We start from the raw sequence: 13,374 nt of genomic DNA, 5'->3' as shown, positions 1-13,374 counted from the left end.
TAAGATGATGAATACCACCTTGAATAAACCCGGTTCGTTTCAGGATTATCTGCACATCCAATCGGCGGACGGTATGGATTACCAGTTGGAAATTGCCGGAATGGGCGCGCGTTCCTATGCCTTCGTCATCGACTGGCATATACGGCTTTTGTTGGCGATCAGCTGGGTAGCGATCTGCGGCTTGGCGTTTTTTAACTGGGAAGAATTGCGCAACGTGTTTAAACTGGGACATCCTGACTACACCGGCCTGGTTTTAATCTTACCGACACTGCTGATATATTTTTTGTATCACCCGGTGCTGGAAATTCTGATGGGAGGACGAACACCAGGTAAGCGTATGACCGGTGTTCGACTGGTGGATTTACAAGGGCACACCCCCGGTATCGGCGCCCTGTTATTGCGCAACGTATTTCGCCTGATCGACTCGCTACCCGGCTTTTATTTTCTCGGCCTGGTGGCTGTCGCCTTCACCGCCAAGCACCAGCGGATTGGCGATTTGGCGGCGGGATTGGTACTGGTGTATGACAGCGTCGACAAGACCAATTCCTTACAGCAAATTTCCACGTTAACCCTGCATTCCCGTTTAAGTGGCGACGATCAGGCCCTGCTGCTCGATTTGTTGAAACGCTGGGACGAACTGGCCACCGAGCGCCGGGTCTTGTTCGCTAAACAATTTTTAAGCAGAATCGGCCGCGACATTCCTGAAGAAAGCGGCAGACACACGCAAGAAAAGGCCTTAAAACTGGCTCTGAAAAGCTTGTTAACCAAATCCTGAGTCGGCGATGCAGCAGTTAAACAACCAATCTCAAGCGCTGTCCCACTGGTTAAATGCTCGGAAAAGCCAATGGGAAAGCTTGGAAAACATCCTTAAACCGACGGCTAGCCGCCACAACCGGGAAATCGGTGATGCCCGCCAGCTGTTGTCGGGCTATCGATCCCTGTTGAGCGATTTGTCCTTGTCGCGCCGGGTAAACGGCAAAGCCATGATTACCCGTTACCTGGAAAATCTGTTCCTAAAAGCCCACGAAGAAATCTACCGTCCCTCCAGTCATCCTTTGGCGCGGCTGATCGATTTATATCATTGGGAAATACCGCGGCTGATGCGGGAATTGAAAACCGCTATCCTCAGCGCCTTTGCGCTGTTCGCGCTGGGGATTGCCGCCGGCTGGTGGCTGATTGGCAGCTATCCCGATCTGATCGGTCTGCTGGCCTCGCCGAAGATGATAGACCACGTTCAGAAAGGCGAATTATGGACCGACGGCCTGCTCAACGTCGCGCCGTCCTCGGTATTGTCGCTTAGCATTGCCGCCAACAACATCACGGTGACACTCTTCGCTTTTGGCTTGGGGGCATTCTACGGCGTCGGCACCCTCTACATCATCGGCTTCAACGGTTTCATGCTGGGCGGAATCTTTGCCTTTACCGCCGCTTACCAGCTGGACGGGCGGTTGTTTGCCTTCATCATTGGCCATGGTGTAGTCGAATTGAGCGTCATCATCATCGCCGGCGCGATGGGCTTGCAACTCGGCGAAGCCCTAATACGACCCGGCGCCCGCAATCGACTGCAAGCGTTTCAGGAAACCAGCATCAGTGCCGGCAAAGTACTGCTTGCGGTAACCCCATTTCTGATTTTCGCCGGGTTGATCGAAGGCTTTGTCTCTCCCGATCAAGCCTTCAATTTGCCGCAAAGAGCGGTAATCGGCTGCTGCAGCGGCATGATATTCTGGCTGATATTGTTGTTCGGCGTACCGGGAAAATCCAGACAGCCGTGACAGTACTTCGCAGCTATTCGGCATAGGCTAATACTGCTTAAGGGATTGCCTTGCCGATAATAGCGATAGCTTGGTTGTTGAAACGATAGGTTGAATTGGAGAGGACGAGGTAGAGGCTTGCGGCTTTTTAAGCTCGGCTAGCGCCAGTCTTGTATTGAAAAGCGCGAGAAATAAGTCTGGCAAAAGCGGCGCGGACGGGCCTGTGAGGACGCCGGCCCGCGCCTTCTAAAGCTTAAGCTTCGTAGTTGGCGCTGGCGAATTCCCAGTTAACCAAGGCCCAGAACGCTTCCAGATATTTAGGACGCAGATTGCGGAAATCGATGTAATAAGCGTGTTCCCAAACATCGCAAGTTAACAACGGCGTTTGGCCGGCGGTCAACGGGCAACCGGCGTTGCTGGTGCTAACCAGTTCCAGACCGCCTTTATCGTTTTTCACCAACCACGCCCAGCCTGAGCCGAAAGTGGTGACTGCGCATTTGGTGAATTCTTCTTTGAATTTCTCGAAAGAACCGAAAGTTCTGTCAATGGCATTTGCCAAACCACCGGTAGGTTCGCCGCCGCCGTTGGGAGACAGGCTGTTCCAATAAAAGGTGTGGTTCCAGATTTGCGCTGCGTTGTTGAATACGCCGCCAGAGGATTTTTTCACGATCTCTTCCAGGGACAAGCCTTCAAACTCAGTGCCGGGAACCAGATTATTCAGGTTGGTGACATAAGTTTGGTGATGTTTGCCGTAGTGAAATTCGATCGTTTCTGCGGAAATGTGCGGCGCCAATGCGTCTTTTGCGTACGGTAATGCAGGTAATTCAAAAGCCATCTTTATTCTCCAGATTGATTGAACAGCAGCAGTGATTAGGCGCGGGCTTACCGCCCAAACCTAATTACCCAGCATTATAATAAAGAATTATTGCTTAACACTACCTAATCTAAGGAAAACAACGATGGCACTTGAGGTTGAACATAAGTTTTTGCTGGCGAACGACGACTGGCGCGGCGAAATCGATCATTCCGTACACTACAAACAGGGCTATTTAAGCAGCAGCCCGCTCAGTTCGGTGCGCGTGCGAATTTCCGACAAGCAGGCTTGGCTGAATATCAAGAGCGCCACTATCGGCAGCCATCGTCAGGAGTTTGAGTATGAAATCCCGTTGAATGACGCCAACAGTATTCTCGACGAGCTATGCCATAAGCCGTTAGTGGAAAAAATCCGTCATTTTGTCTATCGCGACCGGCATGTTTGGGAAATTGACGAATTCATGGGCGATAACCAAGGTTTGATTGTCGCTGAAATCGAATTGTCGACAGTAGGAGAGGCCTTTGTTAGGCCGGACTGGGTCGGCATGGAAGTTACCGACGACATACGCTATTACAACAATAATCTCTGCAAGTATCCGTTCAAGGATTGGGATAAATAAGCGGCAACAATCCAAATAGGCGATAAAAACTGCCGTTTTCTGAGGTTTGCGGCGCTTGTTGCAAAACTGGGACAAGATATTTGCAGAGTCGCTACAGCGCTACAAACATAGACCTAAGCCGCCTCTCTAAAGCCTGGCGCTTAGCGAATTTTTGCGATAGGCAATACTTTGTTAAAACAATAATTTAAAGGACGTATTGAAATCCAAAATGCAATGCTCTATATTGAGTGTATGAGCAAAGCTACTTTTGTTGTTTTATTGATACTTTTCGCCGACCCGCTGCATGCATCGGAGCTGGCGACCGCTATTGCCCGCTTGGAAAGCGAGTGGGCCAGCGTTTATTATCAAAGCGACGAAACCCGGCAAAGACAAACTTATCCGCAATTGCTGGAAACAGCCGCGGAATTAACCAAACGCTACCCAAACGCCGCCGAGCCGAAAATCTGGCAAGCGACGATTATCGCCACCAATGCGGCGTTTCAATCTTCGTTGAGCGCCTTGTCCAGCCTGCAAACCGCCAAGACGCTGTTGGAAGAAGCCATCGCCCAAAATCCCAATGCGCTGGATGGCGCGGCCTATGTCACGCTGGGCACGCTGTATTACATGGTGCCTGGCTGGCCGGTATCTTTTGGGGATAATCAGCTTGCGGAGCAAATGTTGAAAGCCAGCCTGAAAATCAACCCTAACGGTATCGACGCCAATTACTTCTACGCCGATTATTTGCTGCAACAGGATCGCAGCGCGGAAGCTGAGGAATATTTGCACAAGGCCGTCCAGGCCCCGCTGCGCAAACAGCAAGTATTTGCCGATAGCCAGTTGCAAAACGAAGCCAAAATGGCGCTGGCACATACCCAGCAACGTAAATCCAACGCCGGCAAAAATAAATTTCAATCGTTGTTCACTTCCGCGACAGCCGACTAAATCCGCCTGGCCCGTTTGCCTTTGGCTGTAGAATAACCCTACTTTCAAAACAGGCCACGACTGGCATTTATGAAAAAAACCATTTTCGGACTGTCCGCGGTATTTTTTTTACTGTTTTGTACGTCCAGCACCGCTGGCACACCCGCAGCAAACCGGCCGCTGGAACCAGTAACGCTGCAATTAAAATGGTTTCACCAATTCCAATTTGCCGGTTATTACGCGGCTATCGAGCAAGGCTATTATGCCGAGGAAGGCTTGCAGGTAGAGATACGTGAGCGCAATCCTGACCAGGACTACGTAGAACAGGTCGCATCCGGGGAAGCCGAATACGGCATCGGCGATTCCGGCATCATTGCCCAGTATGCCAACGGCAAGCCCATATCGGCTCTAGCCGCCCTATTTCAGCACGATGCGCTGGTGCTGTTCAGCAAACAAGCTTCCGGCATCGTCAGCCCTTATGAAATGGCCGGCAAGCGCATCATGTACGATGTGGTCGGCGAGAATAATGCGCAGATACGCGCCTTACTCGCCGAAGCCAATCTAAACGAAAGCCGCTATCAAAAAATTGCCGAGACCTTTAACAACGCCGACTTTATTGCGGATAAAGTCGATGTGATGTCCGGCTATATCACCGACCTGCCATTCAGCTTTCGCGCCGCCGGTATCAAATTCAATATTATCAATCCGCAAAATTACGGTATCGACTTTTACGGCGACTTGCTTTTCACCAGCCACAACGAGCTAAAGCAACATCCCGGCCGCGCCGAGCGCTTCCTCCGGGCCAGCCTGAAAGGCTGGGAATATGCGCTGTCTCACCCCGATTGGCTGATCGAGCTGATCCAGCACAAATACCCAAGCAAACTCAGTCCGGAACAGCTGCGCTACGAAGCCGAGGAAACCCGTAAGCTGATCATGCCGGACTACATCCCGCTGGGCCAGATAGAAGCTGCCCGCTTACGCCGGGTAGCCGACATTTATGCCAACCTGAAATTAGCGCGTCCTTTAAGCGACGGCCAACTCAATGAGTTTGTCTATGGCAACAGACAATCCGCCGATTTGCCATTGAACGACGCGGAACGGCAGTGGCTGGCCGAGCATCCTGAAATTCGGGTGGGCATAGACAAGAATTTTCCGCCATACGAATGGCTGGATGCCGCTGGCCTGCATCAAGGCATGGTTGCAGAACACCTCAAGCTAATCGAGCAGAGATTGGGCGTGAAGTTCGTGCTGATCATGGACAAATCCTGGCAGGAAGTGCTGGACATGGCCAAACGCGGCGAACTGGACATGCTCGCCGGGGTGACCAAAACCCCGGATCGCGAACAATATTTAAGCTTTACCCAGCCTTATATAAGCACGCCGACGGTAATCATCGGCGACAAAAGCAGTGCTTATATCGATTCCCTGCCACTACTGACGGGGAGACGGGTCGCTATCGAGCAAGGGTATTTTGTGCAGGAATTGCTGAGCAGAGACTACCCAGGAATACAGTTGCTGACCGCCCCCTCGGTGCAAGAAGCACTGAATCTGCTGGCCGAAGGCAAGGTGGATGCTTATATCGGCGATGCGGCTTCGGCCAGTTACGCCATCAAACAACAAGGCTTATTGAATCTGCATATTGCCGGCCAACCTGGCTACGTCAACGAAACCCGGATGGCCGCACTCACATCTCAGCCGCACTTGCGGTCGCTACTGGAGAAAGCTCTTTCCAGTATCAGCCAAGCCGAACACGATGCCATTATTAACCGCTGGATGGCTTTGAAGGTCGAGCAAGGCATTCAACTGGACGCGCTATTGCGATCCGCCGCCGTTGCGCTGCTGGCCCTGTTGTTTTTCGTCTATTGGGTGTTCAGGCTGCGTAAGGAAATCAAGGCTCGCAAACGTAGCGAGGCCGACCTGGCGCGGCTTTACACCAATATGTCGCTGGGCTTTGCGCTACATCAGGTAATACGCGACGACAGCGGCAAAATCGTCGATTATCGCTATCTGGATATTAACCCGGCCTTTGAAAAAATGACCGGCATTGCCCGCGAGAACTGGATAGGCAAAACCGTGAAGCAGGTTTTGCCGAATACCGAGGGAGCTTGGATCGCCAGTTTTGACGGGCTGGATACCAGTGGCGAGCCGCAACATTTTGAAAACTGTGTGACCGATCTGGGCCGCTGGTATGCCATCGATAGCTATAAAGCCGGCCCCGACCGTTTCGTCGTGTTAGTCCAGGATATTACCGAGCGCAAACAGACCGAACTGGCACTAAAAGAGAGCGAAGAACGCTTTCGTATAAGCCAAATCTATGGCGGCGTCGGTATTTGGGAAGCAGATTTGCTGAAAAACCGCCAGTTCTGGTCGGAAATCGTCACAACTGAATTGGGTTTTCCGCATAAGCCACTCAATACCTGGAATGATTTCCTGGAAGTGGTTTGTCCGGAGGATAGGCCTTTAATTTTGGAAGCGACCCGCGAGCACCTTGAACGCGGCGCCAATTACGATGTGGAGTACCGTATCCAAACCCCTAACGGCGAAAAGCGCTGGATGCGCTCGGTGGGTCAGGTCGAGCGCGACGGTAACGGCAAACCGGTGCGGATGCGCGGGATTGTCCATGATGTTAGTAAACGCAAAGCGGCCGAGGAAAAACTACGGCTGTCGGCGCGGGTCTTTTCGGACGCCCACGAAGGCATCATCATTACCGACCTCAACGCCTGTATCATTGATGTCAACGCCGCCTTCACGGACATCACCGGCTATAGCCGCGAGGAAGCATTGGGACAAAATCCCAGCTTTCTGAAATCCGGCCGGCAAGCGCCGGAGTTTTATGAAGCTATGTGGGCCATCATAAACCAGACCGGACATTGGCAAGGCGAAGTCTGGAATCGGCGGAAAAATGGGGATTTGTATGCCGAACTGTTAACGGTTTCGGCCTTGCGCGATGACGCCGGCAATATTATCAATTACCTGGGTTTGTTCTCGGACATCACCGAGAGTAAGCAACAGCAGCAAGCCCTGGAAGTGCTGGCGCATTTCGATCCGCTCACCCAATTGCCCAATCGCGCCTTGTTTGCCGACCGCTTTGCCCAGGCTATCGCCCACAGCAAACGCGCCGAATCGCTATTGGCGGTATGCTATCTGGATTTGGACGGATTCAAGCAGGTTAACGATAACTTCGGCCACGAAACCGGCGACCAGTTATTGGTGGAAGTGGCCAAACGCATCAAGTTAAAGCTGCGCGAAGGCGATACGGTTTGCCGGCTGGGCGGCGACGAATTTGCGTTGTTATTTGAAAATTTGCAATCGGTGCAGCAATGCGAAGATGCCTTGACCCGCATTCATCAGGCCATGGCCGAACCGTTCGAGTTGGAAAACCGCCATGTGCGGATTGCCGCCAGTAGCGGCGTGACCATCTATCCGCTGGATTTGGAAGATCCGGATATTCTATTGCGCCACGCCGACCAAGCCATGTATCAGGCCAAATTGGATGGCCGCAACCGCTATCGGATTTACGATCATTTGCCGGGACAATCGAGCAGCATCAATCATCGCCCCAGCCGTTTGGAGCAAGCTTTGGCCGAAGTCGGCCAGGCGCTGATGGATAACCAGTTTTGCATGTATTACCAGCCCAGAGTCAATATCAAAACCGGCGAAGTGGTCGGCGCGGAAGCGCTGATCCGTTGGCATCATCCGCAACGCGGCGTATTGCCGCCGGCCGAATTTCTGCCCATAGTGGAAAACACTACCTTGGAAATTGACCTGAGCAACTGGGTGCTACGGCAAGCCTTTAAACAATTGCAGATCTGGCACGATCTCGGCCTGAATCTACAAGTGAGCGTGAATATTTCCCCGCGCCATCTGCAATGGCCGGATTTCATAAAAACCCTGGAAACCTTACTAACGGAATACCCGCAAATTCCTTCCTGGCAATTGGAATTGGAAGTGCTGGAGAGTAGCGTACTGGAGGATTTGATCTCGGTTGGGGAGACGCTGAAACAATGCTTTCACGACCTGGGCGTACCCTGTGCGCTCGACGATTTCGGCACCGGTTATTCGTCGCTGGCGCATTTGCGGCATTTGACCATCAACACGGTAAAGATCGATCAGAGTTTTGTCCGCAACATGATAGACGACCCGGATGACATGGCCATCGTCGAAAGTGTGATTGCGCTGGCCAAGGCGTTCAAGCGCGAAGCGGTTGCCGAAGGCGTGGAAGATATAGAACACGGGATTTTTCTGATCGATTTGGGATGCAGCATCGCCCAAGGTTCCGCCATCGCCGAAGCGATGCCGGCTGACGCGGTGTTGGCTTGGGTCAACAGCTATCGCAACCCTCAGGCCTGGACCGATTGCGCCAGACTTTCCCTGACGAATTGGCAAAACCAATTGGAATTACTGAAACTTCAGCAGCAGTATTGGTTGCGCCGTCTGGAGCAATGTCTGCATCCCCCAACCGGCAGCAGTCCGCGCTGGCCTATCCTGAACTCGAAAAAATCGCATCTGGGTAGATGGCTGGAACGGCTCAAACACGAACGCGGCATTGATGCGCGCTTACTGGAACAACTGGAGCGGGCCCAAGCCCGACAACAAATCCTGGCGGAACAACTCCAACGTCATCGGCTGGACGGCAGAAACGGCGACAGCGCAGATTTCAGCCAATTACGCGAAGTCAATCTGCAAATAGTGCAGCTACTGGAGCGCCTAGAACCCGCGGCTTAAGCCTGTTCTGATCACCCCCAGCAAGCTGCCGATACAAAGTCAGGCGGATTTTGAACCCGCTAGACCAGCCACAATCCGCCTGACGAAACAAACGCTTTACGGGCCACCTCCACTTGCTTAAGGGCAAAGCCACAAGCCTCGCGCGAATCGTTTATTGGCCTGCCCGCGAGGCTTTCAGGCTTGGGGTTACACCCATTTGGCTTAACCGAATCGCCTTTTACCTAGCCCGCAACGTTATCGTGGTTTGCGATTAAAGCGATTTGCTATCGGCGAACACTGTTTCTGCTTGCGCGCTCACCCAGGCAGGTTTGCGATGGAAGCTATTTACCTTGCACGAACGGCTAAATGGCTGGCGCGCAAGGTTGAGTAGGTTTGAGTTTCAACCAAGTTGGGGTACCCGAATAGCTTTTTGCCTCGCGCGCAAAGCTATATTGGCTGGCAATTAAAGGGATTTGCTATGGACGAGAACTGTTTTAGCTTGTGCACTTGCTTAGGCCGGCTTGCGATTGCAGCTATTCACCTTGCGAGCATGGCATTTTGGCTTGCCGCCATTCCACATTGCTTATCGGTTAAGGCTAAAAGGCATTCGGGAAGGGCAAAAAGCCTGGCGTGAGTAGCGTTAAACCTCAGCGGTATAGCATTGCGGTCGGCCGTCCCCCGCGGCCGGTTGCAAACTCCACCGTCAAGCTTAGACGGCGGCTGGTTCCACTTTGCTCTTGGCGCTGCGATTGAAACGTACCGCCATCGCCTGCCGCAGCGTTTCCAACGCCGCGCCTTTGCCGGCGATTTTTAACGAAGCGTAAGCGTCCAGGCAGAAGCTGTAAATATCGCTGCCCAGCGCCATGTCGGTATCGTCGCCGCGCGCCTGCAAATCCCGCAGCCGATGCAAGCGCGGGCGGAGTTGGTCGAGGCTGGTCATGTCCGCTTGCGCCTCGGGCATGTTCAGATTGGGCGGAATGGCCTGGGCGTTTTGCGCGGACAGCAGCATAGTCTGCCGGCAGAACGCTTCAGTCTTATCGCCCATCTTCAAAATATTGCGGCGCTGGTCGGGCGACAGCGATGCAAAGCCGGCGAAATGGGTTTCCAAGGTATTCAAAGCCGCGTCTATCTCCGCCAACGCCGTGTCGCTGAAAGTTAAGGATAACAAGTTCTGACTCATCTCAATCTCCTAAATAGTTGCCGAATACGCGAACCGGCAAAACCAGTCCGCAGAGAAAAAGCGTAGGCTATTTTTCTAAAAAGGAGTGATTTTATATGTTAGAAATGGCTTTTTAATTCGGTAAAGCCCGTAGCCTGGATGCAGCGAAGCGGAATTCGGGGTTGAGATTTAACTTTTATGGATGCTCTTGATTCAGGCCATACTTGCTGTGGCCTGAGAGGGAAGGCTTAAAGTGTATTAGCTCAGACCTGATCTGACAGTTACCGTTTTTGCGGGGTGTCTGTCAGATTAGATTTGGTTCAGATTTTTTTGAGCCCAAATCTGTTTTCCATCCAGCAAGGTATCCATCGGCGTTCTGCCGTTGCACATTCTGCCCTGATGAGTTCGGTCATTGTTGTAATAAACCAGCCATTCGTCCAGATCTTTTTGGAGTTCATCCAGGTCGCTATAGAGCTTTTTGCGGAACGTGACCTGATAGAACTCCTGCAAGATGGTCTTATGGAAGCGTTCGCAAATCCCATTGGTTTGCGGTGACATGGCCTTGGTTTTGGTATGGTCGATGTCGTTGATCGCCAGGTATAGCTGATAATCATGCTGTTCGACCTTGCCACAATATTCTGTGCCGCGATCCGTCAGAATGCGTAGAACGGGTAATGCGTTGGCTTCGTAGAACGGCAATACTTTGTCATTCAGGATATCCGCTGCGGTAATGGGCGTTTTGGTTGTATACAACTTGCAGTGTGCGACTTTGCTGTAGGTGTCCACGTAAGTCTGCTGGTATATCCGCCCAACCCCTTTGAGGTTGCCGACGTAAAAAGTATCCTGCGAACCCAGGTAACCGGGATGGGCTGTTTCGATTTCGCCGCAGGCTTGATCATCCTGCTGCTTTTTCTCCAACGCCGCAATCTGCGCATCGCTCAGCATTAACCCTTCGGCGGCTACCTTGGCTTCCAGTGCTTTAAGCCTCTTTTTAAAGTTCTCCAGGTCATGCCGTAACCAGATGGAGCGAACGCCGCTGCCGGATACGAATACCCCTTGTTTACGCAGTTCATTACTGGTTCGATGCTGTCCATGCGCTGGCCACTCAACCGCATAGGCTTTCACTGCCAGCTCAATGCTTTCATCGACGCGATTCTTCAGATTCGGAGACCGGCGGTTTTTGTCGATTAAGGCATCAATGCCACCTTCGGCTACCAGCTCTTGATAACGATAAAACGTATCGCGCGAGACACCCATCACCTTGCAGGCTCTGGAGACGTTATTCAGTTCTTGGGCTAAATTTAACAGCCCCGCTTTGTGTTTAATGATCGGATTGTTTGTATGGATCATGAGAGTTACCTTTTGTGTTTTGTGTAAGGATTCGACACCCCTATCAAAACCGGTAACTCTCATCTTTTCAAGTCGATGTGTCAGATCAAGTCGTGACTAATACACTTAAAGCGACCAAAACCGCCGGACGAATACAATAGTGCCAATGGCAATTGCCTAGCCGAAAATAGGCGTAGTGTGTGGTGCGTCTACGAACCGAACCAATCGCGAACTATGCGCTTCACGCTGTTCAGTACATCCTACGGTCCTTTCGCGTATGACCTTCTAACAGCAATATTCTCGATGTCATCTTTATAGTATCTAATGAGATCGAATACTCTATCCGATATCCTCTTATACTCATCAATGTTTACATCCATGTATTCTCCGTGAGCGATATAATTTCTCTTATTAACTATTGATTCGTCAATGAATGGGTATAAATGCATATATTTATTCACATCTACACCGACCGATTTCGCAATACGATCAAATACTTCTGAACTCAAATTAGACTCCGTATTTACGTAGTTTTTGTACTTAATACAGGCGCTTTTATTCATCTCATCTAAGATAAATCTCAATGACTCTACTGCAATACTTGCATTTTTAGTTTCTGCAAGGTTTGATAAATGAGATTTAAATGATTGAATAACATACACATCACTCAACTCATCATTTTTTAGCTTTTGGTTAGAGATATAATTTAGAAGGAGTTCAGAAGATGCTTTAATAAAACCCTCCCAATGAGAATACAGCACAGCGACTCCCGCTCTCAATATGGTTTTATTAACAACATTATCTTTCTTAGCGGCATGCATCCTTAATTCAATAATTTCTCGTTTACGCCAAGTTATTTCGTCATTCAAGGCTGCTGAAAACTGATGAATAGTTTTGATTCTCATGTTAAAACCAAGTACTCGCTATTGGCAAAATATTTGCCAGTCTAGTTGTACCCCGAACGCCTGCTCTTGCATTATTAGAAAACCTTTCATCTCCCCACATTTTTTTTATTGAATCGACAAGAGAATTGATCCCACATTTTTCAATATTATCTATTTTATGAGACATTCCATGAGTAATTGCTTCATAAGCCGAAATTAAGAATCCTCTTTCAAAAACTCCATTATCAAACTTTTTAAAGCTATCACTTCCTAGAGACTTTTCAAGAATTTCAAATATTCTGTAGAAAATCTCTAACTCATGATCAATATCATATCTATCATCCGTAGCAATATCGATCGCCACCTCATCAAGCCAATCATGTACATCAATTTTTTGATCATACTTCTTGTATCTATAGGCTAGAAATCGAATCAACAGCTCCATAGGTTTTTGTTCGGAAATTGACCTATCAGTTTGAGCGGTACATTGGACAAATTTTGCATTTTGAGCAGCCACAACAAGCTTTTCATAGAGTTCCTTGTTAAGCATTACCAATACGCAATTTCTTACTTCTTGCTCTGATAGTCTGGCTCCACCGGTATTTAACCTCTGAAAGAGTTCATATTTTGCTCGTTGATCACTTTCCCGCTTTAATATCTCAACCCTAATTCGAGAACGCTCTACATCTAACCTGATTGACATCGGAAGAGCCGATTCATCATCATCGTTAATAGGCTCCCAGTGTAACCCATCCAGAGAGGGGAGTAGTTTTGTGCCAGATGGAGTAAATGGAGCAATTTTTGAGCCATTTTCGTCCATAAGAATACCTGCATAGTGAAATACAGTGGATAAGCGTTGCAATCCATCAATTAGCTCCCACCTCCCCTTTTCATCGGTAAAGACAAATATAGGAGGAATAGGTATACCTAAAATAAGCGACTCTAAAAACCTTGTGCGTTTTGACTCATCACATCGATATAAACGTTGATACTCTGGACGAATGACAAGCTCTCCGCGCTCATAGATACGCATAATTTCACCAAGAGACATATCTAATCCGTCTTTAACTATCTCTTGCTTGGCTTTGTTTACTTCTTTGTCAATGCTCATTTTAATAACCAAATTTTGATTCAGTAGGACCGTAGGGTGGATAAGCGCAGCGCCATCCACCTAATTTAAAATTCTTCTACTCTATGGCGGATGACGCTACGCT

10 protein-coding genes are annotated in these 13,374 nt (G+C 50.0%); 5 read left to right on the top strand and 5 right to left on the bottom strand.

Features of this window, described 5'->3' with window-relative positions; all coding sequences use genetic code 11:
- Positions 1-4 precede the first annotated feature (4 nt).
- Together ACH5Y9_RS21525 and ACH5Y9_RS21520 are read left to right on the top strand one after the other, a co-directional pair.
- The gene (locus ACH5Y9_RS21525) at positions 5-775 is read left to right on the top strand and encodes an RDD family protein (RefSeq protein ID WP_445367537.1); all 771 of its coding nucleotides are present in this window, start codon (positions 5-7) and stop codon (positions 773-775) included.
- A gap of 7 nt (positions 776-782) precedes the next feature.
- Positions 783-1,772 (top strand): stage II sporulation protein M, encoded by a 990-nt coding sequence (locus tag ACH5Y9_RS21520; protein ID WP_445367536.1) that lies wholly within the window; start codon positions 783-785, stop codon positions 1,770-1,772.
- A 232-nt stretch (positions 1,773-2,004) separates the two neighbouring features.
- On the opposite strand, the gene sodB is transcribed toward ACH5Y9_RS21520, so the two are convergent.
- Positions 2,005-2,586, bottom strand: coding sequence for a superoxide dismutase [Fe] (sodB, locus tag ACH5Y9_RS21515; protein ID WP_033156944.1), 582 nt, complete (start codon positions 2,584-2,586; stop codon positions 2,005-2,007).
- 124 nt (positions 2,587-2,710) lie between these two features.
- Between sodB and ACH5Y9_RS21510 the strand changes: the two genes are divergently transcribed.
- The 3 genes from ACH5Y9_RS21510 (at position 2,711) to ACH5Y9_RS21500 (ending at position 8,809) form a co-directional block, all read left to right on the top strand.
- A complete protein-coding gene (locus tag ACH5Y9_RS21510; protein ID WP_171697113.1) occupies positions 2,711-3,184 on the top strand; it encodes a CYTH domain-containing protein in 474 nt (157 codons plus the stop codon).
- Between the two features lie 231 nt (positions 3,185-3,415).
- The gene (locus ACH5Y9_RS21505; RefSeq protein ID WP_445367535.1) at positions 3,416-4,105 is read left to right on the top strand and encodes a tetratricopeptide repeat protein; all 690 of its coding nucleotides are present in this window, start codon (positions 3,416-3,418) and stop codon (positions 4,103-4,105) included.
- Positions 4,106-4,174: 69 nt separating this feature from the next.
- Positions 4,175-8,809: an EAL domain-containing protein gene (locus tag ACH5Y9_RS21500; protein ID WP_445367534.1), complete on the top strand. Its 4,635-nt coding sequence runs from the start codon at positions 4,175-4,177 to the stop codon at positions 8,807-8,809.
- Between the two features lie 688 nt (positions 8,810-9,497).
- Here the strand turns inward: ACH5Y9_RS21500 and ACH5Y9_RS21495 are convergent.
- The 4 genes from ACH5Y9_RS21495 to ACH5Y9_RS21480 all read right to left on the bottom strand — a co-directional run bounded on the left by ACH5Y9_RS21495 (position 9,498) and on the right by ACH5Y9_RS21480 (position 13,271).
- Entirely contained in the window at positions 9,498-9,968 is a 471-nt protein-coding gene (locus ACH5Y9_RS21495) for a hypothetical protein (protein WP_445367533.1), read from the bottom strand.
- A 288-nt stretch (positions 9,969-10,256) separates the two neighbouring features.
- Positions 10,257-11,297: an IS481 family transposase gene (locus tag ACH5Y9_RS21490; RefSeq protein ID WP_205450216.1), complete on the bottom strand. Its 1,041-nt coding sequence runs from the start codon at positions 11,295-11,297 to the stop codon at positions 10,257-10,259.
- 239 nt (positions 11,298-11,536) lie between these two features.
- Positions 11,537-12,181, bottom strand: coding sequence for an MAE_28990/MAE_18760 family HEPN-like nuclease (locus tag ACH5Y9_RS21485; protein ID WP_319962140.1), 645 nt, complete (start codon positions 12,179-12,181; stop codon positions 11,537-11,539).
- 1 nt (position 12,182) lies between these two features.
- Positions 12,183-13,271 (bottom strand): DUF262 domain-containing protein, encoded by a 1,089-nt coding sequence (locus tag ACH5Y9_RS21480; RefSeq protein ID WP_445367532.1) that lies wholly within the window; start codon positions 13,269-13,271, stop codon positions 12,183-12,185.
- Positions 13,272-13,374 lie beyond the last annotated feature (103 nt).

It is taken from the genome of Methylomonas sp. BW4-1, from assembly GCF_052474385.1.
This window is presented reverse-complemented; position numbering and strand designations above follow the sequence as displayed.

What these genes read in the sequence shown, in the direction of transcription:
- ACH5Y9_RS21525 (WP_445367537.1), top strand. Translation starts at nt 5, where the DNA reads ATGATGAATACCACCTTGAATAAACCCGGTTCGTTTCAGGATTATCTG.
- ACH5Y9_RS21485 (WP_319962140.1), bottom strand. Translation starts at nt 12,181, where the DNA reads ATGAGAATCAAAACTATTCATCAGTTTTCAGCAGCCTTGAATGACGAA.
- ACH5Y9_RS21520 (WP_445367536.1), top strand. Translation starts at nt 783, where the DNA reads ATGCAGCAGTTAAACAACCAATCTCAAGCGCTGTCCCACTGGTTAAAT.
- ACH5Y9_RS21505 (WP_445367535.1), top strand. Translation starts at nt 3,416, where the DNA reads ATGAGCAAAGCTACTTTTGTTGTTTTATTGATACTTTTCGCCGACCCG.
- sodB (WP_033156944.1), bottom strand. Translation starts at nt 2,586, where the DNA reads ATGGCTTTTGAATTACCTGCATTACCGTACGCAAAAGACGCATTGGCG.
- ACH5Y9_RS21490 (WP_205450216.1), bottom strand. Translation starts at nt 11,297, where the DNA reads ATGATCCATACAAACAATCCGATCATTAAACACAAAGCGGGGCTGTTA.
- ACH5Y9_RS21480 (WP_445367532.1), bottom strand. Translation starts at nt 13,271, where the DNA reads ATGAGCATTGACAAAGAAGTAAACAAAGCCAAGCAAGAGATAGTTAAA.
- ACH5Y9_RS21495 (WP_445367533.1), bottom strand. Translation starts at nt 9,968, where the DNA reads ATGAGTCAGAACTTGTTATCCTTAACTTTCAGCGACACGGCGTTGGCG.
- ACH5Y9_RS21500 (WP_445367534.1), top strand. Translation starts at nt 4,175, where the DNA reads ATGAAAAAAACCATTTTCGGACTGTCCGCGGTATTTTTTTTACTGTTT.
- ACH5Y9_RS21510 (WP_171697113.1), top strand. Translation starts at nt 2,711, where the DNA reads ATGGCACTTGAGGTTGAACATAAGTTTTTGCTGGCGAACGACGACTGG.